General features: G+C 65.7%; 17 protein-coding genes and 3 pseudogenes. 9 read left to right on the plus strand and 11 right to left on the minus strand.

The annotated features are described in order from the left end of the window. Positions 1–31 precede the first annotated feature (31 nt). Together ACVWW1_RS43090 and ACVWW1_RS43095 are read right to left on the minus strand one after the other, a co-directional pair. The gene (locus ACVWW1_RS43090) at positions 32–3,544 is read right to left on the minus strand and encodes a molybdopterin cofactor-binding domain-containing protein (protein ID WP_456660068.1); all 3,513 of its coding nucleotides are present in this window, start codon (positions 3,542–3,544) and stop codon (positions 32–34) included. A gap of 20 nt (positions 3,545–3,564) precedes the next feature. Continuing rightward, a complete protein-coding gene (locus ACVWW1_RS43095) occupies positions 3,565–4,032 on the minus strand; it encodes a (2Fe-2S)-binding protein (protein WP_176532812.1) in 468 nt (155 codons plus the stop codon). A gap of 277 nt (positions 4,033–4,309) precedes the next feature. Here ACVWW1_RS43095 and ACVWW1_RS43100 point away from each other — a divergent pair. The 8 genes and pseudogenes from ACVWW1_RS43100 to ACVWW1_RS43135 all read left to right on the plus strand — a co-directional run bounded on the left by ACVWW1_RS43100 (position 4,310) and on the right by ACVWW1_RS43135 (position 12,705). After that, positions 4,310–5,759, plus strand: a pseudogene (locus ACVWW1_RS43100) (6-hydroxynicotinate reductase). Next, entirely contained in the window at positions 5,756–6,766 is a 1,011-nt protein-coding gene (locus ACVWW1_RS43105; protein ID WP_456660069.1) for a UPF0280 family protein, read from the plus strand. The pseudogene ACVWW1_RS43100 and the gene ACVWW1_RS43105 overlap by 4 nt, the downstream one beginning before the upstream one ends. Before the next feature lie 16 nt (positions 6,767–6,782). Beyond that, a pseudogene (locus tag ACVWW1_RS43110) lies at positions 6,783–7,368 on the plus strand (amino acid synthesis family protein). A gap of 28 nt (positions 7,369–7,396) precedes the next feature. Further along, entirely contained in the window at positions 7,397–8,611 is a 1,215-nt protein-coding gene (locus ACVWW1_RS43115) for an ABC transporter substrate-binding protein (protein WP_456660070.1), read from the plus strand. A gap of 242 nt (positions 8,612–8,853) precedes the next feature. Beyond that, the gene (locus tag ACVWW1_RS43120) at positions 8,854–10,743 is read left to right on the plus strand and encodes an ABC transporter permease (RefSeq protein ID WP_456660071.1); all 1,890 of its coding nucleotides are present in this window, start codon (positions 8,854–8,856) and stop codon (positions 10,741–10,743) included. Continuing rightward, positions 10,740–11,531: an ABC transporter ATP-binding protein gene (locus ACVWW1_RS43125; RefSeq protein ID WP_092124897.1), complete on the plus strand. Its 792-nt coding sequence runs from the start codon at positions 10,740–10,742 to the stop codon at positions 11,529–11,531. Before ACVWW1_RS43120 ends, ACVWW1_RS43125 begins: the two co-directional genes overlap by 4 nt. Next, positions 11,528–12,232, plus strand: coding sequence for an ABC transporter ATP-binding protein (locus ACVWW1_RS43130; RefSeq protein ID WP_456660072.1), 705 nt, complete (start codon positions 11,528–11,530; stop codon positions 12,230–12,232). Before ACVWW1_RS43125 ends, ACVWW1_RS43130 begins: the two co-directional genes overlap by 4 nt. A gap of 15 nt (positions 12,233–12,247) precedes the next feature. Further along, a pseudogene (locus tag ACVWW1_RS43135) lies at positions 12,248–12,705 on the plus strand (MarR family winged helix-turn-helix transcriptional regulator). 193 nt (positions 12,706–12,898) lie between these two features. On the opposite strand, the gene ACVWW1_RS43140 reads toward ACVWW1_RS43135, so the two are convergent. From ACVWW1_RS43140 to ACVWW1_RS43150, 3 genes are all read right to left on the minus strand, one after another. Continuing rightward, complete coding sequence (locus tag ACVWW1_RS43140) at positions 12,899–13,567, minus strand: hypothetical protein (protein ID WP_456660073.1); 669 nt, start codon at positions 13,565–13,567, stop codon at positions 12,899–12,901. 2 nt (positions 13,568–13,569) lie between these two features. Further along, positions 13,570–14,970 (minus strand): selenium-binding protein SBP56-related protein, encoded by a 1,401-nt coding sequence (locus ACVWW1_RS43145; RefSeq protein ID WP_456660074.1) that lies wholly within the window; start codon positions 14,968–14,970, stop codon positions 13,570–13,572. Between the two features lie 241 nt (positions 14,971–15,211). Continuing rightward, entirely contained in the window at positions 15,212–16,408 is a 1,197-nt protein-coding gene (locus ACVWW1_RS43150) for an amidohydrolase family protein (protein WP_456660075.1), read from the minus strand. Between the two features lie 172 nt (positions 16,409–16,580). On the opposite strand from ACVWW1_RS43150, the gene ACVWW1_RS43155 reads away from it, so the two are divergent. Beyond that, positions 16,581–17,354 carry a ferredoxin--NADP reductase gene (locus ACVWW1_RS43155; protein WP_207836068.1) on the plus strand — a complete coding sequence of 258 codons (774 nt, stop codon included), beginning with the start codon at positions 16,581–16,583 and terminating at the stop codon, positions 17,352–17,354. Positions 17,355–17,509: 155 nt separating this feature from the next. On the opposite strand, the gene soxA is transcribed toward ACVWW1_RS43155, so the two are convergent. From soxA to ACVWW1_RS43185, 6 genes are read right to left on the minus strand one after another with little or no spacing between them, the layout of a single operon-like run. Beyond that, entirely contained in the window at positions 17,510–18,283 is a 774-nt protein-coding gene (gene soxA / locus ACVWW1_RS43160) for a sulfur oxidation c-type cytochrome SoxA (RefSeq protein WP_456660076.1), read from the minus strand. Further along, entirely contained in the window at positions 18,280–18,600 is a 321-nt protein-coding gene (soxZ, locus tag ACVWW1_RS43165) for a thiosulfate oxidation carrier complex protein SoxZ (RefSeq protein ID WP_456660077.1), read from the minus strand. The genes soxA and soxZ overlap by 4 nt, the downstream gene beginning before the upstream one ends. Next, on the minus strand, positions 18,600–19,064 hold the full coding sequence (locus ACVWW1_RS43170; protein ID WP_456660078.1) for a SoxY-related AACIE arm protein: 465 nt from the start codon (positions 19,062–19,064) through the stop codon (positions 18,600–18,602). The genes soxZ and ACVWW1_RS43170 overlap by 1 nt, the downstream gene beginning before the upstream one ends. Before the next feature lie 8 nt (positions 19,065–19,072). After that, complete coding sequence (gene soxX / locus ACVWW1_RS43175; protein ID WP_456660079.1) at positions 19,073–19,522, minus strand: sulfur oxidation c-type cytochrome SoxX; 450 nt, start codon at positions 19,520–19,522, stop codon at positions 19,073–19,075. After that, positions 19,515–20,786 carry an FCSD flavin-binding domain-containing protein gene (locus ACVWW1_RS43180; protein ID WP_456660080.1) on the minus strand — a complete coding sequence of 424 codons (1,272 nt, stop codon included), beginning with the start codon at positions 20,784–20,786 and terminating at the stop codon, positions 19,515–19,517. Before ACVWW1_RS43180 ends, soxX begins: the two co-directional genes overlap by 8 nt. 51 nt (positions 20,787–20,837) lie before the next feature. Continuing rightward, complete coding sequence (locus ACVWW1_RS43185) at positions 20,838–23,036, minus strand: molybdopterin cofactor-binding domain-containing protein (RefSeq protein WP_456660081.1); 2,199 nt, start codon at positions 23,034–23,036, stop codon at positions 20,838–20,840. Position 23,037: the final 1 nt, after the last annotated feature.

Genomic DNA, 23,037 nt, shown 5'->3' on the forward strand with positions numbered 1-23,037 from the left:
GCCCAGTGGGTATCGGGCGGAACATGGCAGGTCAGCGCGCTATGGTCTGCCGTATACGGCCGACCTTGGCGGCGACGTCGCTCCAGGCCGGCTTGTCCGGGGCAAACTGCCGCCGGAGGAACGTGACGAGCTCGGCGACTTGGCCGTCGCTCATGCTGTCCTTGAAGGCCGGCATGTAGCCGAGATCGGTCACGGCCGGCTTGGCGATGCCGTGCAGGATCACCTGGATTAGGTTGTCCGGCGCGTCGCTGTGCAGATTGCTGTTCAGCGCCAGCGACGGTCGGCTGCCGAACAGCGGCGGGCCGCCGACCTCATGACAGACGGCGCAGGCGCCCTGATAGATACGTGCGCCCGCCGAGGCCGCAGTGGTGACGGCGGTGGTGGCTTCGAGCTTGGCGGCCAGGGCATCGTGCGCGGGCCGATCGGTGGCCTCGTTGAACGAGGCGAGGTAGACCGCCATGGCGCGGATGTCCTGGTCGGGCACCCCGGCGAGCTCCTGCACGACCGGCGCCATCGGCCCCGCGGCGACGCCGTGCAGACGGGACTCGCCGGTGCGCAGATAAGCGTAAAGCTCGCCCTCGTTCCAGGGGACCGGCGCCTTTGACAGCGACGTCAGCGCCGGCGCCTCCCAGCCCTCGGCGAAGCCGCCGGCGAGATAGGCGCCTTGCCGCTCGGCGCCGAGCGCATTGCGTGGCGAATGGCAGGCGCTGCAATGGCCAAGCCCCTCGATCAGGTAGGCGCCGCGATTCCAGATCGCCGATTTCGATGGATCGGGCTGGAATGGGCGCGGCTGGTGGAATAGCGCATTCCATCCGGCGAGCAGCGGCCGCAGGTTGAACGGAAAGGCCAGCGCGTTCGGCCGCGTCGCGGCGCGCACCGGCGCCTGCGCCATCAGATAGGCATAGAGCGCCTGCAGGTCGGCATCGGTGGTCCTGGCAAAATGCGTGTACGGAAACGCCGGATAGAGATGGTGGCCGTCGCGATGAATGCCTTCGCGCATCGCGCGCTCGAACGCGGGATAGGACCAGGCGCCGATGCCGGTGTCGATATCGGGCGTGATGTTGGTCGTGTAGATCGTGCCGAACGGCGTCTCGAGCGGACGGCCGCCGGTGTTCGCGATGCCATGTTCCGACGTATGGCAGACCGCGCAGGCGCCGAGTGCCGCGAGCTCCTTGCCGCGTGCGATCGTCGCGGCGGAATAGGCCGAGGCATCGGGCCGGGCGATCGGCGCAATCGCGCGCCAGGGCAGCACTGCCGCGCCGATTCCGATCGCCGCGGCGCAGAGCGCGGCAATGCCCGCGAGCACGCCGCCGCGTTTCGCAAACGGATTTTGCCACCTGTTGAGGTCGGCCGGCGGCGCGGGAGAGGGAAGCGCCGCAGGCGTCACGGGCTGTTCGCCGCGCAGTCCCTTCAAAATGCGTTCCGGCGTGAACGGCGGCTCGCGAAAGCGGACGCCGGTCGCATCATAGATCGCATTGGCGATCGCGGCGGCACTCGGCACCGAGGCGGACTCGCCGACGCCGAGCGGCGGCTGGTCCTGCCGCGGCAGCATCAACACATCGATCTTGGGCAGGTCGGGGAATTTGATGATGGGGTAGGCGCCCCATTCCCTTGCCGTCACCGCGCCGCGCTCGAAGGAGACTTCCTCCATCAATGCGCGGCTGGTCGACTGGATGACGTTGCCTTCGATCTGGTGCCGCACGCCCTCCGGATTGATCATCAATCCGGAATCCTGGCCGGCCACGACGCGGGTCACGCTGACATCGCCGGTTGCCTTGTTGACCGCGACGTCGGCGATCCAGGCCGACCACGCCGCGCCGTAGCCGGGAAACTTGCTGTGCACGTAGAGCGCATAGGCAAAGCCGCGGCCGCGGACGATGTCGCCTTCCGCCTCGGGTGCCTGGCGCACCGGGCGCGGCGTCCAGCCGGCGCGCTCGGCAACCGCGTTGACGAGATCGATCGCGCGCTTGTCTTTCAGGTAGCGCAACCGGTATTCGATCGGATCGACCTCGGCTTCGGCGGCAAGCTCGTCGATATAGGATTCATGCGCGAACGTGTTGGGCAGCGCAGAGACGCCGCGAAGCCATGAGGCGCGCACGATCGGCGGCATGTCGTTGGCGACCACGCGCATGTTCTCGTAGTCGTAGGGCGGGATCGCGGTGCGGTCGCCCATCTCGAACACGGCCGCTTCAGGTGCGATCCGTCCGGTGAGCAGCAGCGCCAGCGTCGGCGCGCCGTTGGAGGGATAGCGCGTAACGAAGTCGTAGCCAGCGACGCTGCCGTCGGCGTTGAGGCCGCCGTTGACGTCCATCAGCTGCGCGGTGCCCTTCGGCTCCCACGCATGTTCCTGCTCGCGGGTAAGCTGGACGCGCACCGGGCGGCCGACCGCGCGCGACAGCAGCAGCGCATCGGCCGAGACGTCGTCGGCGCAGTTGCGGCCGTAGCAGCCGGCGGCCTCCATCCTGATGATGTCGATCTCGGATTCCGGCCGCTGGATCAAGAGCGCCAGATCGCCGCGCAGGATGTGCGGGTTCTGGGTGCCGGACCAGACCCGGATCGCACCCTCGCTGCAATCGGCGACCGCGCAGGACGGGCCGATCGAGCCGTGCATCTGGTAGGACCAGACGTAAGTCCGTTGCATCGGCCTAGCGGCCGCCTTGATCGCGGCATCGACGTCGCCCTTGTCGATCAGCTGGCGCGGCGTCGCGGGATTGGCGCGCAGCGCCTGCTCGATGTCGGAGAGGTCGGTCAGCGCCGGCCCCGGCTTCCAGCTCACCTTGAGCTGCGCGGCGGCCTTGATTGCGTTCTCCTCGCGCTCGGCGACGACGCCGACGAAATCGCCGATCCGCACCACCGCGACAAGGCCGGGAATATCCCGCACCGAGGCTTCATCGACCGCGATCAGGCTGGTGCCGACGAACGGTCCGGCATCGACGCCGGCATAGGGCGGGCGGACGACGCGGCCATGCAGCATGCCGGGCACGCGTACATCGTGGACATAGACCAGCTCGCCGGTGGCTTTCGCCGGCAGGTCGACGCGCGGCACCGACTTGCCGACGACGGAATAGGCGTCCACCGCCTTGACCGGAACGTCGTCGGCGAGCTCGAGCCGGATGGTGTCGTCGGCGATCAGCTCGCCATAGCTGACGCTGCGGTTGTCGTGGCCGCGGATCAAGCCGTCCTCGATCGTCAGCTCTTCGACCGGTAGTTCGAGCCGTTCAGCCGCACGCGCGAGCAAAAAATGCCGCGCCTGCGCGGCGGCCTGGCGCAGGGGAACGGCGGTGATCTGGATGGTCTCGCTTGCGATCGTCGCGCCCTGGTTCGGCACCACGGCGGTGTCGCCGAGGATCACGACGACGCGGGCAAAGGAGACGTCGAGCTCTTCGGCAACGATCTGTCCGAGCGCGGTGCGGATGCCGGTGCCGAGATCGACATGGCCATTATAGGCGTTAACCGAACCGTCGGCCGTGATGGTGATGAAGGTCTCGAACGCGCCTTCCGCACCCAGCACTGCAGGGCGGACGACCGACAGCGAGCCGCGCATGCGTTGCTCCGAACCGGCCATCAATCGCGCGCCTCGAGCACGTGGCCGGCGGCACGCATTGCCGCGCGGATGATCTCGATATGCGCGCCGCAGCGGCAAAGATTGTAGCGCAGCGCTTCCAGCACCTCATGCTCGGACGGATGGGGATTGCGCGTGAGCAGCGCCTTGGTGGTGATGATCATGCCGTTGAGACAATAGCCGCACTGCGCGGCCTGTTCGCGGATGAAGGCATCCTGCACGGGATCGGGATGCTCGCGGCTGCCGAGACCTTCGAGCGTGACGATGTTGCGCCCCGCGCAACCTTCGATCGGAATCACGCAGGCGCGCGCGGCAACGCCGTCGATCAGCACCGCGCAGGCGCCGCACTCGCCGAGCCCGCAACCATATTTAGGTCCGTTCAATGCGAGATCGTTGCGCAGCACGTAAAGCAATGCGGTGTCGGGAGCGGCGTCGACATCATGATTCCTGCCGTTCACGGTCAGGCGCATTGCCCCGGTTCTCCCCTGATGTTTGCGCTGCAATGTCAGCGTCAGATCGCCGACGAGGATAACGTTTGTATACAAACGTGCAAGCGGCGGCATGCCGCGCTGCAGCGTGTGCACGCTTTATGAACAGGGTGCGCAAGCGAATGGCAGCGTTTGATCGCAAAGGCCGCTTGACAGGTCCCGGGCCCGCGCGCAGGATCATTCGTATACGAACGATATAGGCAGGGGAGGCGGAAGCGCAGTATGATCGACCGCCACCACAAGTCCAGGCTTGGTCACGATGGCTGACACAATGACCGTCGCCGCCGGCGACAAGATCCGCTGCGATGCCTGTCCGGTGATGTGCTACATCAAGCCGGGCGCGGCCGGCGCGTGTGACCGGTATGCCAATCACGACGGCACGCTGGTGCGCGTCGATCCGCATGTCGTGCTGGAGCGCACGGTCTCGCATGGCGGCAAGCTGGTGCCGTTCCAGGCGAGCGGCGACTGGGACGGCAAGATCGTCCGTCAGCCCGAACTGTTCGTCACCGCGATCGGCGCCGGAACCACCTATCCCGACTACAAGCCGGCGCCGTTCATCGTGTCGTCGGAGGTCGATGGCGTCGACATGGTCACCGTGGTGACCGAAGGCATTTTCTCCCTATTGCGGCGTCAAGGTGAAGATCGACACCGACCGCTATCTCGGCCCGGAGACCGCGATCGTGCGCGCGGACGGCGAGGCAGTCGGCCACGTCACGACCAGCGAATATGGCTCGCAGATGCTGTCGCTCGGCGGCGTGCATCATCTGACTGGCGGCTCCAAGAAGGAAGGCCGCGTCACCTGCGACACGCTGATGGATCTCTCCAACTGCAAGGCGGTGGAGTTGACCATCGACGGCGGCGCGACCGTGGTGGTGCAGGCGGGCAAGCCGCCGATCGTCAATGGCATGGCGGAAGAGCGCATGCGGGTCGGCTGCGGCTCGGCGACCATCGGCATGTTCGCCAAGCAGTGGCACGGCAAGGTCGACGAGGTCGTGGTGGTCGACGACCACATCACCGGCGTGCTCAGCGAGCACCAGGCCGGCAAGCTGCTCGATATCGCCGACACCGGCATCAAGATGAAGGGCCGCCGTTCGACGCCGGGCCGCTACTTCCAGGTCGCCGATCCCGGCACCGGATGGGGCGGCACCAACATCTCCGATCCGCTGTCGATCCTGGGTCCCTTCAATGCGAAGGAAGCGCGGCCGGGGCTCACCATGCTGATGGTCTCGACCACCGGCGAGCATGCTTCCTACTACGTGCTGGACGAAGCGCTGAAGCCGATCGAGACCGAGATGCCGGCGGACCTCAAATTCTCGGTCGAGCGCATCCAGGAGAATTGCGAGCCGGCGCTGTGCACCGTGCTGTTCATGGGCGGGGCGGGCGGATCACTGCGCGCCGGCGTGACCGACAACCCGGTGCGGCTGACCCGTTCGGTGAAGGACGCGCTGACGCGGGTGACCAGCGGCGGCGCGCCGGTCTATGTCTGGCCCGGCGGCGGCATCACCTTCATGGTCGATGTCACGCAGATGCCGGCCGGCGCCTTCGGCTATGTCCCGACCCCGGCGCTGGTGGCGCCGATCGAATTTACGATGAAGCTGTCGGATTACGCGGCGCTCGGCGGCCATATGGATTTTGTCCGGCCGCTGTCGTCGCTGCGCGACAGCGCCGAAGTTCGGCCGATGCCTCATCTTCCCTGGCGGCGCGCATGACTAGAACGTTTTCCAGCGAAGTGGATACCGGTTCGCGCAAAGAAAACGCGTCAAAACAAGAATCTAGAGCGCCGTTCCGATTCCATCGGAACGGAAAAGGCCCTAGGCTCCCGCAAATCGCGCTTCTTCCTGACGGCAAGCGGCTGCATTTGCAGGACGGCCCGATTGATCTGGTCATCGAGGCCAAGGGCAGGGACGCGGACGTCAGCGCCGCCTATCAGGCGGCGGCAGAGCACTTCACCGGATTGCTCGACGAGCTCTGCGCGGAGCTTGTCGAGCTGCGCAGCGCGGCCGATCCGCAGCGCTGCGTGCTGAAGGGCGTGGTCGCGCGGCGCATGCATGCGGCGGTCGCGCCGTTTGCTGCCGGCTGTTTCATCACGCCGATGGCGGCGGTTGCGGGCTCGGTCGCCGAGGAAATCCTCGGCGCGATGCTGCAGGCAGCAACGCTCGATCGTGCCTATGTCAACAATGGCGGCGACATCGCGCTGCATCTGTTTGATGGCGAGCAATTCACCGTCGGCCTGATGGACCGGCCGGATCGTCACGGCGTGATGCGCACCGTGACCGTAGATAGCGACATGCCGGTCCGCGGCTTCGCGACCAGCGGCCGCCACGGCCGCAGCTTCTCGCTCGGCATTGCAGATGCCGTCACCGTGCTGGCGCGGACGGCGTCGCAGGCCGATGCCGCGGCGACCGTGATCGCCAATGCGGTCGATCTGCCCAACCATCCTGCGATCCTGCGCGTTCCGGCGAGCGAGCTGCAGCCGGACAGCGACCTTGGCGCGCGGCTGGTGACCCGCGATGTCGGGCCGCTGGCGGAACATGAGATCGAGCAGGCGCTTGAGACAGGGGCGGCGCGGGCACGTGACCTCCTGACGTCGGGATTGATCGAGGGCGCGGCATTGCGTCTACTGGGCGAGACGCGCCTTGTCGGTGCAACTGGGATTGGGGCGCCGGCGTCGCACGCGTTTCAGGCAAGGACGACAGAATACATGCTGCAGGCATGACCGGGAGCGAGCCAAGATGAGCGCCGTCATTCGCAAAATCGTCACCGTGGTCGAGGAGACCCATCTGGAGATGGGCAAGACCATCGCACCGCCGACCCGGCGCGCTGCTGCGATCGCCGTGATCGAAAACCCCTTTGCCGGCCGCTATGTCGAGGATCTGTCGCCGCTGATCGCGATCGGCGAGGAACTTGGCGAATTGCTTTCCAAGCGGGCAGTCGCCGCGCTCGGCATCGACGGCGCCAAGGCGCACAGTTACGGCAAGGCCGCTGCCGTCGGCGAGAATGGCGAGCTTGAGCACGCGGCCGCGATCTTGCATCCCAAGATGGGCGCGCCGGTGCGCAAAGTGCTTTCCAAAGGCGCGGCGCTGATCCCGTCGTCGAAGAAGCGCTCCGGTCCCGGCACGGACGCTGGACATTCCGCTCGGGCACAAGGACGCCGCCTTCGTGCGCAGCCATTTCGACGGCATGGAGGTGCAGATCAACGACGCGCCGCGGGCCAATGAGATCATGGTCGCGGTCGCGATCACAGACAGCGGACGGCCGCTGCCGCGCGTCGGCGGGCTGACGGTCGATGAGGTCAAGGGCGAAGACGGATTGCGATAATCTCTTTGAAGAAAAACTGGAGGACGGGATGCGTGGTTATTTCGTAGGGGCGGGATTGGCGATCGCGGTCGCGACCATGGCAACGAGCGCCATGACGATACAGGCGTTGGCGCAGAGTGAAATCAAGATCGGCGAGATCAACTCTTACTCCTTGTTGCCGGCGTTCACCGAGCCCTATCGCAAGGGCTGGCAGCTTGCGGTGGAAGAGATCAATGCCGCCGGCGGTATCAACGGCAAGAAGCTCGTCGTCATTTCCAAGGACGACGGCGGCAAGCCGGCGGATGCGCAGACCGCGGCCAACGAGTTGGTGTCGAGCGAGAACGTCGCGATGCTCACCGGCACCTTCCTCTCTAACATCGGCCTCGCCGTTAGCGATTTTGCCAACCAGAAGAAGGTGTTTTTCCTGGCGGCAGAGCCTTTGACCGACGCCATTACCTGGTCGAAGGGCAACCGCTACACGTTCCGCCTTCGTCCCTCCAACTACATGCAGGCGGCGATGCTGGTGGAGGAAGCAGCAAAACTACCGGCCAAGCGCTGGGCGACGATCGCGCCGAACTATGAATACGGCCAGTCGGCGGTCGCGGTGTTCAAGAAGCTGATGTCGGAGAAGCGGCCCGATATCCAGTGGGTCGACGAGCAATGGCCGCCGCAGGGCAAGATCGATGCCGGCCCGGTGGTGCAGGCGACTGCCGCCGCGAACCCCGAGGCGATCCTCAACGTCACCTTCGGTGCCGACCTCGTCAAGCTCGTGCGCGAGGGCAACACCCGCGGCCTGTTCAAGGGCCGTACGGTGGTTAGCTTCCTGACCGGCGAGCCGGAATATCTCGATCCGCTGAAGGACGAGACGCCCGAGGGTTGGATCGTCACTGGCTATCCCTGGTATTCGATCAAGACGCCCGAGCACGACGCGTTCCTGAAGGCCTACCAGGCCAAGTACAACGACTATCCGCGGCTCGGCTCGATCGTCGGCTACCAGACCATCAAGGCCGCGGCGGCGATCCTCGCAAAAGCCGGCTCGAGTGATCCGGAGAAGCTGATTGCCGCGGCCGAAGGCATCTCGATGCCATCGCCGTTCGGCGAGATCACCTTCCGTAAGATCGATCACCAGTCGACGCTCGGGGCCTTCACCGGCAAGACCGCACTGAAGGACGGCAAGGGCATCATGGTCGATACCGCCTATCGCAAGGGCGCGGACTATCTGCCCGGCGATGCCGAAATCGAGAAGCTGCGGCCGAAGGATTGAGGTCTCTACTTCTACTCCCTCGCCCCGCTCTTGCGGGAAGAGGGCGTAGGCGGCCTCTGGCCGCCGTCTAGAAGGAATGCCGATGCGAAGCATCGGCGCTGGTGAGGGGCCTTCTCCACGAGCTGGGCTCGCGGAGAGTCCCCCTCACCCGAAATTCAAGCTGCGCTTGAATTTCGACCTCTCCCCGCAAGCGGGGCGAGGTGAAGGAAAGTGACGTTTGTGATCTCCAACGCGGACCGCCCATGGCCTTCTATGTCGTCCAGTTCCTGACCGGTCTTGCCAGCGCGGCGTCGCTGTTCCTGGTCGCTTCGGGTCTGTCGATCATCTTCGGCGTGACGCGGATCGTGAATTTCGCGCATGGCGCGTTCTACATGCTCGGCGCCTATGTCGCCTTCACGCTGACCGAGCGCTTCTCGGGCGCGTTCGGCTTCTGGGGCGGCATCGTCGTTGCCGCGCTCGCGGTTGCCGCAATCGGCGTGCTGGTGGAGATGGTGCTGCTGCGCCGGATCTACCATTCGCCCGAGCTGTTCCAGCTACTCGCCACCTTCGGCCTCACGCTGATGGTCGAGGATCTCGTGGTGCTGATCTGGGGGCCGGACGATCTGGTCGGCCGCCGCGCACCGGGCTTCAAGGGCGCGATCGATTTCTTCGGCCAGAATATTCCGAGCTACGATCTGTTCCTGATCGTGCTCGGGCCGGTCGTGCTCGGTGTGCTCTGGCTGTTGTTCCAGCGCACCCGCTGGGGCGTGCTGGTGCGCGCGGCGACGCAGGACCGCGACATGGTCGCAGCGCTCGGCGTCAATCAGAAATGGCTGTTTACCAGCGTGTTCGCGCTCGGCGTCTTCCTCGCCGCGCTCGGCGGCGCGCTGCAGATTCCGCGCGACGCGGTCAATCATGCGATGGATTTGCGCGTCATCGTCGAGGTCTTCGTCGTGGTCGTGATCGGCGGCCTCGGCAGCATCATCGGCGCCTTTGTCGCGGCGGTGCTGGTGTCCGAGCTCAACGCCTTCGGCATCCTGATCTTCCCGAAGATCTCCATCATCCTGGTGTTCCTGGTGATGGCGGTGGTGCTGATCGTCCGGCCGTGGGGGCTGTTCGGCAAGCCGGAAGCGCCGGCGCGGCGTACGCCGGGCCTCACCGTGAATCCGTGGCGGCCGCTGACGACGAACGAGCGGCTTGCGGCGATCGCGGTGCTCGTGGTTGCCGCGGCGCTGCCGTTCGTCGCCGGCAATTACGTGCTCACCGTCGGCTCGGAGATCGCGATCTTCGTGATCTTCGCGGTCAGCCTGCACTTCCTGATGTCGGTCGGCGGGCTCGCCTCGTTCGGCCATGCCGCCTATTTCGGCCTCGGCGCCTATGGCGTGGCGCTGCTCGCCAAGATGGCCGGCTTGCCGATGATCGCCTGCCTGCTGCTCGGCCCGCTGCTCGGGCTGGTCGGCGCTGCCGTGTTCGGCTTCTTCGCGGTGCAGCTCTCGGGCGTCTATTTCGCGATGCTGACGCTGGCCTTTGCCCAGATCGTCTGGTCGATCGCGTTCCAGTGGGTGTCGGTCACCGGCGGCGACAACGGCATTCTCGGCGTCTGGCCGGAGAAATGGGCCGCGAGCCCGTCGCATTTCTACTGGCTGTCGCTCGGCATCGCCGCGCTCGCGGTCGTGATCCTTCGGATCATCGTGTTCTCGCCGTTCGGCTTTGCGCTGCGCGCCACGCGGGATTCGCCGTTGCGCAGCGAAGCCGTCGGCATCAACGGCAAACGCATCCAGTGGACCGCCTTCGTGATCGCGGGCACGGTCGCCGGCCTTGCCGGCGCGCTGTTCGCCTACCTCAAAGGCAGCGTCTTCCCTGACAATATGGGCATCTCGCTGTCGGTCGATGCGCTGGTCATGGTGCTGCTCGGCGGCGTCGAAACGGTGTCCGGCGCGGTGGTCGGCGCGATCGTCTACAAGGCGCTCAACATCTGGCTGGTCAGCCAGACCGATCTCTCCAAGCTCGTGCTCGGCGGCTTCGTCGTGCTGATCGTGGTCGCGTTCCCGAAGGGCATCGTCGGCACGCTGGAAGCCCTCATGCATCGCCGGCGCAAATCGTCGTCGACGGCGTCGCCTCTGCTCACCTCCCGCATCGAGACTGCCGAATGAGCATGGTTCCCACATTGCTGTCGGTCGAGGGGCTGACCAAATCCTATGGCGGCGTGCATGCCGTGCGTGGCGTCTCGTTCGAATTGCGCGCCGGCGAGATCCTGGCGCTGATCGGACCGAACGGCGCGGGGAAGAGCACCTGCTTCGACATGCTCAACGGCCAAAACATTCCCGATAGCGGCCGCATCCGCGTGCTGGGTGCGGAGACCACCGGCAAGAAGCCGCGCGTGATCTGGCGCATGGGTGTCGGCCGCACCTTCCAGATCGCGGCGACCTTCCCGACCATGACAGTGCGCGAAAACGTGCAGGTCGCGCTGGTCTCGCATGGCGGGCAATTGTTCAACCTGTGGGCCTCGACCGCGCGTCAGGCGCGCGACGAGGCCGGGCGGCTGCTCGATCTGGTCGGCATGGGCGCTTATGCGGAGCGGCCCTGCGGCGAGCTCGCCTATGGCGACGTCAAGCGGCTGGAGCTTGCGATCGCGCTCGCCAACCAGCCGAAGTTGCTGCTGATGGATGAGCCGACCGCCGGCATGGCGCCGCGCGAGCGCGTCGAGCTGATGCGGCTGACGGCGCGGATCGCACGCGAGCAGTCGATCGGCGTGCTGTTCACCGAGCACGACATGGACGTGGTGTTCGAGCACGCTGACCGCATCCTGGTGCTCAACCGCGGCAGCCTGATCGCCGAAGGCTCGCCCGAAGAGGTCCGCGGCAATGCCCAGGTGCGGGCGATCTATCTCGGCGAAGGCCTTCTCTACGACGCCCGGCACCGCGAGGGAGCATCCGCATGAAGCTCACGGTGAAGGATCTCAACAGCTTCTATGGCCCGGCGCATATCCTGTTCGACATCGCGCTCGAGGTCGGTGAGGGCGAGGTGGTTGCGCTGCTAGGGCGCAACGGCGCCGGCAAGTCGACCACGTTCCGCTCCATCGTCGGCCTGGTCGAGAGCCGCTCCGGCCGCGTCATGTTCGAGGGCAGGGACGTCTCGGAGCTGCCGACGCATGCGATCGTGCGCGGCGGGCTCGGCTATGTGCCCGAGGAACGGCGGATCTTCACTGATCTCACGGTCGAGGAGAATCTCGAGGTCGGCCGCCAGCCCAAGCGGGCGGGCGCGCCGCAATGGGATCGCGACAAACTGTACAAGCTGTTTCCCAACCTCGGCGAGATGCGCGGCCGGCCCGGCGGCCGCATGAGCGGCGGTGAGCAGCAGATGCTGACGATCGCGCGCACGCTGATGGGCAATCCGTCGCTCGTGCTGCTCGACGAGCCCTCGGAAGGGCTGTCGCCCAAAATTGTCGAGCAGATGGTCGATGCGATCCTGGCGATGAAGAAAGAGGGCGTCAGCATCGTCGTCTCCGAGCAGAACCTGCATTTCGCCCGGCTGATCTCGGATCGCGCCTACATCATCGAACGCGGCCGAATCTGCTTTGGCGGCACCATGGCGGAACTCGATGCGCGTCCGGATGTCCGCGACGCGCATCTGTCGCTGTAAAGGTGGGGTGAAACGATGGCGAGGAGTGCTGCACAGAAGCGAAGCGTCAAGGCCGCCAAGCCGGGCTACGTGCTGGACGAGCAGATCGGCTTCATCCTGCGCCAGGTGTCGCAGCGCCATGCGGTGATCTTCGCCCGCGAGATCGGCATCAACCTGACGCCGACGCAGTGGGCCGCGCTGTCGAAGCTGTCGGAGGTTGGCCCCTGCTCGCAGAACCAGCTCGGGCGGTTGACCTCGATGGACGTTGCGACCATCAAGGGCGTGATCGATCGCCTGACTGCGCGCGGCCTGACCGAGACCTCGCCCGATCCCGACGACGGCCGTCGGCTGATGGTGAGCCTGACGCGTGCCGGTCAGCAGATGGCCGACAAGGCCGCGCCGAATGCGCTCGTGATCTCCAGGGAGACGCTGGCGCCGCTCGACGCCAAGGAGCGCGAGAGACCCTGATGGCGCTGCTCGGCAGGCTGCGGTGACCTTACCCTCCCCTGGAGGGGGAGGGTCGGATCGCAGCGAGCGAAGCGAGATGCGAGCCGGGTGGGGTGATCTCTCCACACGGGCAGAATCTGTATGGAGAGACTGTTCACCCCACCTCGGTTCGCATTTCATGCGAACCGATCCTCCCCCTCCAGGGGAGGATGAAGAAAGTGCCACCGTGTCGCATCCGGACTACGTCGCAACACCGAGCGCCAGCGCGACGGCGCCGACCAGCACCAGGCTGACGGCCCAAACCGTGTCCAGATTGAACCAGCTCCGGGCGACGAATTTGAGGCCGAGGTAGCGGTAGACCAGCCACGCCAGAGATCCGCCGGCCGCGATCATCGCGCCGGCATGGACGATGGAGACCAGCACGGCCATGGTGAGGCTGGTGCCGATCAGGGAGTTGGCGGCCGCATGGCCTTGGTCCGGCTCAGCCTCGCGGCATAGTCCGAGATAGATCGGCACCAGCATCAGCGCCGCGCCGTGGGCGATCGCCACCGCGAAGGACCACAAAGCGAGTTGCGTCGGCGGTATCCGCGCCAACGCCCGCGGATGGCGCCGGTCGATCAGCCGATAGATGCCGAAGGTGATCACAAGCAGGCTGGCGCCGATCCGGATCGTGCGCTGCCATTCGACGAGGGTGATCAGCAGCGCGAAGGGAAGGATCACGACGAGCATCGCCAGCAGGTGACCGATTGCGAGCGGGCCAAGCGCGGCCAGCAGCGCGCGCGAACTTCTCCGCATCAATCCGGCCGAAACCGCGAGCGGCCAGCCCATGCCCGGGTTGATCCCGTGGTAGAGGCCGCTCGCAATCACCGCCAGCCACAACCAGGCCGGTGTCCAGTCGGCTGCACTCACAGTCAGGCCGATGGATAGCAGAATGAGTCCGTCGAGCAGTCACCGCCGTCAAGCCGGATCTGGTGCGCGCGGTATCCGTCGGGGAAGCTGACCCAGTAGTCCTTTGCCAGTTCGAGGCCCCCGCCCGGGCCGGCATTCGCCATCACCTCGGCGCCGGGAATGCCCTGCGGATAGAATTGGTCGTCCCAGGTCGAGTACAGCGAATTGGTCCAGTAGACCCGCTTGCCGTCGCGGCTGATCTCGACCATCTGCGGACCGCCGGCAAATGCCTGTCCGTTGGGATGCGGCGTGCGGCGGACGATGCCGCCGATGCGCACCGATCCGGCGAGCTTTGGCTTGCGCGGATCGCTGACGTCGTATTGGCGCATCTCGCCGGTGGCCCAGCAGGAGACGTAAAGGAATTTGTCGTCCATCGACAGGTCGATATCGGTCACCAGCGGCGGCACGGCACCGAAACCCTGCAGCAGTGGCGGCAGCTGCTCCTTCGACGCGGGCTCGGGCGGAATCGTCGCCGTCTTCTCGATGTGAAACTTGCCACCCTCGCGCCACCAGGTCCAGATCGAACCCTCGAGGTTCGTGGTATCGACCACGACGCCGACGAAGCCGTATTCGCGAACCGGATCGTGGGCGGGACGCACCTCCAGCGCCATTTGATGGTTGGCACCGAGATCGATGGTCTGGACATTGCGGCGCGCGCGCAGATCCCAGAAGTGGATGCGATGGCCGTATTTGTTCGATAGCAGGTCCTCCGGCACGATCCCGTTCTCGAATTGCGGCGGCAGCGCCCATTCGCTGCTCACCATGTAGTCGCGCGGGAGGTTCCACCAGAAATCATAGTGCTTGCTCTGGGGACCACGATCGATCTCCCAGCGTCCAAGCACCTCGAAGGTCTCGCAGTCCATGATGAACACGCCGGGCGGTCCATCGGTGCCGTCCTTGCCGCCGCCGCCGAGCGTCGAGACGTAAATGCCGTCCGGGCCGCAGTGAATGGTGTGCGGGCGTGAATAGCCGGTCTTCCTGAAGACCTCCTCGGGCTCGATGATCTTGTGGATCTTGGCCTGCGTCGGATCCGGCTTGGTGTCGATGATGTAGATCCGCGACGACCGCATGCCGGGAACGATGAGATAGCGGCGCTCGATGAAGGCATGTCCCGCAAGCGGGGACAATGCCGAGGAACACGCGTTCCAGCCGAAATGGTGAAACTCGTCGCCCTTGTTGGGCATCGTCACGGTGTGGACGATCTTGCTGTAGGTCGGCGAGCCCGGCTTGACGTCGATGACCGCGAGCGCGTCGGGCTTGGAAAAGTCCGGGCTGAGCAGCACGGTGTAGGCGAAGTTCTCTGCCGGAGCTTCCATCGCAAGCTTCGGCGAGGCGTGAAACGTGGGATCTGGCCTCATCGTCATCGTGCTGCCTCCTGTTTTCTGGTGTGGACCAATGGCACGGCGGCATGCGGCAGGAACTATTCCGGATCGTCGCGTGGCTCTTGCGAGCGCCGCCGGCTAGGTTCGCGGGGCGGCACGATACACCTCAATGATGACGGGCGAAAGCAACGTTCCGGTGCGGTAAGATGGCGCGTCTTGTACGCATCGCGTCATTCCGGGCGCGACCTAGTCGCGAACCCGGAATGACTGATGTCGAGCTCGATTACTTCGCTACGATCTCCGGCACCTTGCCTGCGGGCGGCGTGTTGCGGCTGCGCTGGGTGCGGACGATGCCGTCGATGATGGTCATGCCGATGCCCGGGAGATCGCCGAGCTGAACGCTCTCCAGGATGTTCTTGCCCGGCGAATGCTGCGCCTTGTCCATCAGCACGAAATCGGCGGAACGGCCGACCTCGATCAGGCCGCAGTCGAGCTCGCGCATCCGCGCGGTGTTGCCGGTCGCAAGGCAGAACGCGAGCTCGGCCGGCAACTCGCCGAGCGAGGACAATAGCGAGACCATCCGCAGGATGCCGAGCGGCTGCACGCCGGAGCCGGCCGGCGCGTCGGTGCCGAGGATGACGCGATGCAGGTCGCCCATCTCGCGCGCGGTGCGCAACGTGAACAGCGCCGAACGCTCATTGCCGTTGTGCACCAGCTCGAGCCCGCGCTTGCAGCCCTCGCAGATGCAGCGGATCTGGTCGTCGGGCAGCGCGGTGTGGCCGCCATTGATGTGGCCGACCACGTCGGTGTCGGCTTCCAGCACCACGTCCTTGTCGATCAGGCCGGAGCCGGGGATCGAGGGGCCGCCGGTGTGGATCGTGCTTTGAATGCCGTATTTGCGCGCCCAGCCGACCATCTTGCGCGCGGTGGGACCATCCTTGACGCCGCCGAGCCCGACTTCGCCGAGCAGCTTGACGCCGGCTGCGGCCATTTCCTTGAAGTCATCCTCCACCATCTCGCATTCGATGACGGGTGCGCCGGCATGGACCTTCACGCCGCCCGGCCGCAGCGTCCAGAACGCGCGCTGCGCGAAGATCGCCATCGCCTTCAACCCGACCACGTCGCGCGGACGGCCGGGCATATGCACTTCGCCGGCGGAGATCATGGTGGTGACGCCGCCGTGCAGATAGCTGTCGATCCAGTTGGTCTGGTTCTGCCGCGGCGTCCAGTCGCCGGCGACCGGATGGACATGGCTGTCGATCAGGCCGGGCGCGACCGTCGTGCCGTTGGCATCGACGATGGTGGTGGCGCCTTCGGTGTCGACGTCATTGAAGCGGCCGATCGCGGTGATCTTGCCGTTCTCGGCGACGATGGTATCGGCATCCAGGATCGGCCTTTCCAGTGCTCCCGACAGCAATAGCCCGATATTGCGGATCACCAGCTTGCTGGGGCCGGGGGCCTGGGGCGCGTCGTGAGCCATGGGTGTTTTCCTTCTGTTTTCTTTCCGAAATTGCCCGGGAATTTGAGCCCGGCTTGACTTTCGGATCAAGCCGGATTATTCGTTTGTGTACGAATGATCGTATACAAACGATCCGGCCGGTCAACGGGGTTCAAGTCCCTTTCCGCCGCAGCACAAATCAGGGATTGGTGCGATGAGCAATTTCAACCAGGAAAGCGTCCTCAGCGTTCATCACTGGACCGACACGCTGTTCTCCTTCAAGACCACGCGCAATCCGTCGTTCCGCTTCCGCAACGGCGAGTTCACCATGATCGGGCTCAAGGTCGGCGAGAAGCCGCTGCTGCGGGCCTACAGCGTCGCCAGCGCGAACTACGAGGACACACTCGAGTTCTTCTCGATCAAGGTTCCGGACGGCCCGCTGACCTCGCGTCTCCAGCACCTCAAGGAAGGCGACGAGATCATCGTCAGCCGCAAGGCCACAGGCACGCTGGTCATCGACAACCTCGAGGACGGCCGCAACCTCTATCTGATCGGCACCGGCACCGGTCTCGCCCCGTTCCTCAGCGTGATCAAGGATCCCGAGACCTATGACCGCTTCGAGAAGGTCGTGCTGCTGCACGGCTGCCGCCGCGTCAAGGAGCTCGCCTATGGCGAGATGATCACCGAGAAGCTGCCGCAGGACGAGTTGATCGGCGAGCTGGTGCGCGATCAGCTGATCTATTACCCGACCGTGACGCGCGATCCGTTCCGCAATCGCGGCCGCATCACCGACCTCATCACCTCGGGCAAGCTGTTCGCCGACATCGGCCTGCCGGCGCTCGATGCCGCACATGACCGCGTCATGATCTGCGGCTCGCCGGCGCTGGTCGCCGACACCCGCACGCTGCTGGGCGGCCGCGGCTTCGTCGAAGGCAATCACGGTGAGCCCGCCCAGTTCGTAGTCGAGAAGGCGTTCGCCGAGCGCTGATCTTCGCAGTGATCTCTAGCCCCGTCATTGCGAGGAGTTTGGGGCAAGATTGCAAAGCAATTTTGCGCTGAAGCGATGAAGCAATCCATCTTCCGGTACAGCCGGGAGCAATGGATTGCTTCGCGTCGCTTGCAATGACGTGGATCGAGCCGAGGCTAGGGCCTGACCGCCGGCGTCTCGATCGGCATGCCACGCGCCCGCGACATCAGATAGAGCTCGAGCTCGACCAGCTCGGGCGAGCCGTAGTCATAGGCCTGCGCCCGGATGCCCATGATGCAGGCGCGCAGCCGCCGCTGCAACGATCCGAGCGATTGCCATTCCAGCCGGTACAGCGGATAGCCGGTCGGCTGTCCCTGCGTGATCGCGCTTCCCGCGAGCTTCTTATCCCAATTGTCGTCGTGGCAATTGGCGCAGCCGAGATTGAGCTGGCCCTGCCGCTGCATGAACAGCGCGTGGCCCTTCGCGACGAATGGCGCCAGCTCCGGATCGTCGCCGGTCGCGATCGGCATGCCGCGCGACTGCTGCGCGACATAGGCGGTCAGCGCCAGCAGTTCGCGGCTTTCATAGGCAAATGGCGATGCCTGCTGGTGGTTGGTGCGGCAGAGATTGATCCGCGCTTCGAGGTCGACCGGCTTTCCCAGCGCCTTCTCGAAAGCAGGGTAGTGCGCCGCGACGCCCTTCATGCTGATGCGCGCATCGTTATGGCAGTCGGCGCAGGCCTTGTCCGCGCTGCCGGCCTTGCGCTTCCACAGTGCCTCGCCGTCGAGCACGAACAGCATGCCGGGGTTGGCGGTGTCCTCGTCCTGCATCGCCTTGGTGTCCGGGCTCATGAAGCTGTAGCCGGAGCGGCGTTCGGATCGCGGAATCTCCGTAGCGAGCGCTGTGCCCGCCATCGCCGTCAGCAGCGCGATGCAGACGGCAATCTTCATTCGACCGTGATCGAAGCCTGCGCGGTCTCCGAAAACCCCTTGTCGCCGATCCACTCGAACTCGAACTTGCCGCTCTCGGTCACCGTGGTGAAGAACGTGATGAACGGATTGGCCGCGATCGCCGGATAAAGATCGGCGCGGAACACCTCCGCGCCGTTGAAGCGGCAAATGAAGCTCGTGATGATGTCGCGCGGCACCACGTCGCCCGACGCGGTGTGGCGATAGCCGGTCTCCATGATGTGTGACATCAGCGTCTTGATCTCGATGACGCTGCCGCGCTGGGCCTTGGCCGGCACGTTGATCAGGGCCGACGGCATCAGATCGCCTCCTCGGTGCAGGCGGCGAGCGTCACCACGACGTCAGCGGTTGCCGACCAGAACGTGTCGTCGGACAGCCGCGCGATCGCCGTGACCTTCTGGCTGTCGGCGAGGCGGATGCGGGTCGATATTTGGGCGCGCCCGGCGCGCGGCCCGAAATAGAAATTGCCGATGTTCGGCTGCGGGTTCTTCTCGTTGAAAACGTGGATGCTCTTCACATACTCGTCCGCCGACATCGGGCTCGTGACGCTGACCGTCATCGGCACGGTGTTGCCGTTCTCGACCAGCGGCGGGATGTCGAGCTTGACCTTGCCGGTCCGCACATTGGCCTGGCCGACGACATTGCGGATCGCGGCCTGCAGCATCGCCGGCGTGGCATCCGCAGGGTGCACGATCACCAGCGCTGCGGCGCCTCCGGCGAGGCCCAGGAATGTCCGGCGAGAGGTGTGGTCGGAATCCGCCATTGTTTGTCCTAGTTCCGCAATGTCACAAGATACGCCACGATATCCTCGATCTGCTCGGCCGACAGGATCGGCTTACCGCGCCATGACGCGCCGACGCGCGTGAGGCCGTCGACGCGAAAATAGGATGGCATGATCGTCGCCGCATTGAGATGCGATGCATCGACAAGCCGGAGCCGCAACTGTCCTTCCGACCAGCGGCTGCCGGTGCCTGCGAGGCTCGGCGCGAGGTCGCCCTGAAACGCCTGTTCGGGAAATGGGCCGCTGTGGCAGAGGATGCAAGTGGAGGAACGCTCGACGATTAGCGCACGGCCGCGGGTTGCATCAGCCTTGGCTCCGGTTAACGAAGCGGGAATCGCATCGCCGACCACGGTATAGGGGCGCAGCTCTTCGGAGCCGGCGGGCGCGCAGGCTGCGAACAATGCCGCGGCGAGCAACGTTGCGAGGGCGAGCCTAGCCAAAGACGTCTCCCGTAATCGTCCTGAACCAGTCGATCGCTTGGTCGGCCTCGCGCTGACGCACCTCGCGCGGCGCGTCCACTGGGCTCGTGCTCACATCGGCCTCGGCGTACTGATCCTCCTTGGGTTGATAGATGCCCTTCAGCGAGAACGCATAGCCCGGCGCGACCGTGTTGTAGCAGGCGCCGTCGAGCCGCGGCGTCTCCGGCGCCTCGCCTGCAAGTGAGCTCACGATCGCGGCCGCGCAGGCCCGGCCTTGCGCCGCCGCGGCGGAGGCCGATTTCGGAATGCCACCGGCGATCGCGGCATCGCCGATGACGTGGATATTGGGCACGAGCTTCGAGGCAAAGCTGACCGGATCGATCGGGCACCAGCCGGTGTGGTCGGCGGCACCCGCGATCTCGGCGATCCGGCCGGCTCGCTGCGGCGGGATCACGTTGGCGACCGCAGCGGTGTAATTGCCGAAGTCGGTGACGATCTCGTTGGTCGCCGGATTGATCGACGTCACCCGGCCGCCCTGCGACAGCGCGATCCGTTCGATCATCCCGGGATAGAGTTCCGCCCAGGCTTTCTCGAACAGCTTCTGCTGCGAGTAGTTGTCCTTGGCGTCGAGCACCAGGATCTTGGAGCGCGGCTTGTCCGCCTTCAGGTAATGCGCGATCAGGCTGGCGCGCTCGTAAGGCGCCGGCGGGCAGCGCAACGGCGCGGCCGGCACCGCGATCACGACCAGGCCGCCATCGTCCATGGCTTCAAGCTGCTTGCGCAGGAGCAGGGTCTGCGCGCCGGCCTTCCAGGCATGCGGTATCTTCTCGGCGGCTGCCTCGTCATAGCCGGAGAGGGCGTCGAAGCGCATGTCGATGCCGGGGGCGAGCACGAGCCGGTCATAGGAGAGCGTTGCGCCGTCAGCGAGAACGATGGTGCGCGCCTGCGCATCGACCTTGGTGGCCGCCTGTGCGGCAACCGTGATGCCGTCGGCCGCAACCTTGTCGTAGGTGAATTGCTGCGCCGAGAGTTCACGCAGGCCTGCGATCACCTCGTTGCTGAACGGACAGGCTGTAAAGGTCTTGTTCGGCTCGATCAGCGTGACCTGAAGCTTGGCATCAAGCCGCCGCAGCGCTCGCGCGCAGGCTGCGCCGCCAAAACCGCCGCCGATCACCGCGATGCGCGGTGTGCCTTGCGCCAGCGACGGACGCGCCAGCGCCGCCGCTGCGACGACAGCGGCGCCACGGACCACATCCCTGCGCGTCGGATGACGCGTGACGGCCATGCACGAAATCCGAATAAGGAAGCGGCGGTCGGGCCGCCGCTTCTGGTTTGATCAGGCGAAGGAGATGTTCTGGTTGCGCAGGGGGAAGCTGCGGATGCGCTTTCCCGTCGCCGCGAAATAGGCGTTGAGCACCGCTGGCGCCGCAACGCCGATGGTCGGCTCGCCGACGCCGCCCCAGAACTCGCCGCTCGGCACCATCACCGACTCCACCTTCGGCATTTCGTTGATGCGCATCGAGTTGTAGGTGTCGAAATTGGTCTGCTCGATGCGGCCGTCCTTCACGGTGCAGCCGCCGTAGAACAGCGCGCTGAGGCCGTAGACGAAGGAGCCCGCGATCTGCCGCTCCACCTGCGCCGGATTGACGACATAGCCGGGGTCGGTGGAGGCGACGATGCGATGCACCTTGATCTTGCTGCCGTCGGTCACCGAGATCTCGGCCGCGCCGGCAACGTAGCTGCCATAGCCCATCACCTGCGCGATGCCGCGATAGACGCCCTGCGGTGCCGGCGTGCCCCAGCCGATCTTCTCGGCCACGGCGTTGAGCACGGCGAGATGCTTGGGGTGCTTGCCCATCAGCTTGCGGCGGAATTCGAGCGGGTCCTGACCGGCAGCCAGCGCCAGCTCGTCCATGAAGCATTCCAGGTAGATCGCGTTGTGGTTGACGTTGACGCCGCGCCAGAAGCCCGGCGGAACGTGCGGGTTGCGCATCGCATGCTCGACCAGCAAATTCGGCACCGAATAGCCGATCGCGGCCTCGCCGGATTGCGCGACGCCCTGGAACGCGGCGGGGTCCATGCCGTTCTGCAGCGCTTCCGGGCGCACCGAGAACAGGATCGACTGCCCCGACAGCCGGTAGTGCAGCGCGACCAGATTGTTGTCGGCATCGAACGCGCCGGTCAGCTTGCACTGCGTGATCGGGTGGTACTTGCCGTGCTGCATGTCCTCTTCGCGCGACCACAACAGCTTGATCGGCGTGCCCGGCATCTGCTTGGCGATCGCCACCGCCTGACGGACATAGTCGGTCATGCCGCGCCGGCCGAAGCCGCCGCCGAGCATCAGCTTGTGCACATCGACCTTCTCGGCCGGCAGGCCAGAGGCTTCGAGCGCCGCCGCGAATGCCGCCTCGCCATTCTGCGTGCCGCACCACACCTCGCATTTGTCCGGCGTGTAGAGCACGGTGGCGTTCATCGGCTCCATCGTGGCGTGATTCTGGTAGGGATAGCTGTAGACCGCCTCGACCTTCTTGGCGGCACCCGCGATGGCTGCCTTTGCATCGCCGTTCTGGTTGCCGACATAGGCCGGCTGTGCATTGTCGAGGCCTTCGGCGAGCCACTTCGCTATCGTCTCGCTGGAGACCTTTGCATTGTCGCCTTCATCCCAGACGATCGGCAGTGCATCCAGCGCGGTCTTGGCGTGCCACCAGGTGTCGGCGACGACGGCAACGGCGCTGTCGCCGACCGGCACCACCTTCTTGACGCCCTTCATGCCGGCGATCTTGGCTTCGTCGAAGCTCTTCACCTTGCCGCCGAACACCGGGCAGTCCTTGATCGCGGCGTTCAGCATGCCCGGCAGCTTGACGTCGATGCCGTAGGTCATCTTGCCGGTGGTCTTGTCGACGGTGTCGAGCCGCTTCAGGCCCTTGCCGGCGATGGTCCAGTCCTTCGGGTCCTTGAGCTTGACGTCGGCCGGCGGCTCGAGCTTGGCGGCGGCTTCCGCCACCTTGCCGTAAGTCGTCGTCTTGCCCGACGGCGTGTGGGTGATGACGCTGTTCGCGGCCTTGCACTCCGAGGCCGGCACCTTCCACTCATTGGCCGCGGCCTGGATCAGCATCACACGCGCGGTGGCGCCGCCCTTGCGGACATAGTCCTGCGAGCTGCGGATGCCGCGGCTGCCGCCGGTGGAGAAATCGCCCCAGGCGCGCTTGCGGGCGACGCTCTGGCCGGGCGTCGGGAATTCGGTAGTGACCTTCGACCAATCGCATTCCAGCTCTTCGGCGACGAGCTGGGCGAGGCCGGTGAGCGTGCCCTGGCCCATCTCGGAGCGGGCGATGCGGATCACCACGGTGTCGTCGGGCCGGATCACGACCCAGGCATTGACTTCAGGCGCGCCGTCGGCTGCGCGCACCACGGAGGGGCCGCCGAACGGCAGATCGAGGCCGAGCGCAAGACCGGCGCCGGCGGTTGCCGTGCCGATCACGAAGGCGCGGCGATTGAGTTTGGGCATGACGTGCTGGTTGACTTGCAGATTCATC

This window comes from Bradyrhizobium sp. JR3.5, assembly GCF_054057015.1.

What these genes read in the sequence shown, in the direction of transcription:
- ACVWW1_RS43090 (WP_456660068.1), bottom strand. Translation starts at nt 3,544, where the DNA reads ATGCGCGGCTCGCTGTCGGTCGTCCGCCCTGCAGTGCTGGGTGCGGAA.
- ACVWW1_RS43095 (WP_176532812.1), bottom strand. Translation starts at nt 4,032, where the DNA reads ATGCGCCTGACCGTGAACGGCAGGAATCATGATGTCGACGCCGCTCCC.
- ACVWW1_RS43105 (WP_456660069.1), top strand. Translation starts at nt 5,756, where the DNA reads ATGACTAGAACGTTTTCCAGCGAAGTGGATACCGGTTCGCGCAAAGAA.
- ACVWW1_RS43115 (WP_456660070.1), top strand. Translation starts at nt 7,397, where the DNA reads ATGCGTGGTTATTTCGTAGGGGCGGGATTGGCGATCGCGGTCGCGACC.
- ACVWW1_RS43120 (WP_456660071.1), top strand. Translation starts at nt 8,854, where the DNA reads ATGGCCTTCTATGTCGTCCAGTTCCTGACCGGTCTTGCCAGCGCGGCG.
- ACVWW1_RS43125 (WP_092124897.1), top strand. Translation starts at nt 10,740, where the DNA reads ATGAGCATGGTTCCCACATTGCTGTCGGTCGAGGGGCTGACCAAATCC.
- ACVWW1_RS43130 (WP_456660072.1), top strand. Translation starts at nt 11,528, where the DNA reads ATGAAGCTCACGGTGAAGGATCTCAACAGCTTCTATGGCCCGGCGCAT.
- ACVWW1_RS43145 (WP_456660074.1), bottom strand. Translation starts at nt 14,970, where the DNA reads ATGACGATGAGGCCAGATCCCACGTTTCACGCCTCGCCGAAGCTTGCG.
- ACVWW1_RS43150 (WP_456660075.1), bottom strand. Translation starts at nt 16,408, where the DNA reads ATGGCTCACGACGCGCCCCAGGCCCCCGGCCCCAGCAAGCTGGTGATC.
- ACVWW1_RS43155 (WP_207836068.1), top strand. Translation starts at nt 16,581, where the DNA reads ATGAGCAATTTCAACCAGGAAAGCGTCCTCAGCGTTCATCACTGGACC.
- soxA (WP_456660076.1), bottom strand. Translation starts at nt 18,283, where the DNA reads ATGAAGATTGCCGTCTGCATCGCGCTGCTGACGGCGATGGCGGGCACA.
- soxZ (WP_456660077.1), bottom strand. Translation starts at nt 18,600, where the DNA reads ATGCCGTCGGCCCTGATCAACGTGCCGGCCAAGGCCCAGCGCGGCAGC.
- ACVWW1_RS43170 (WP_456660078.1), bottom strand. Translation starts at nt 19,064, where the DNA reads ATGGCGGATTCCGACCACACCTCTCGCCGGACATTCCTGGGCCTCGCC.
- ACVWW1_RS43180 (WP_456660080.1), bottom strand. Translation starts at nt 20,786, where the DNA reads ATGGCCGTCACGCGTCATCCGACGCGCAGGGATGTGGTCCGTGGCGCC.
- ACVWW1_RS43185 (WP_456660081.1), bottom strand. Translation starts at nt 23,036, where the DNA reads ATGAATCTGCAAGTCAACCAGCACGTCATGCCCAAACTCAATCGCCGC.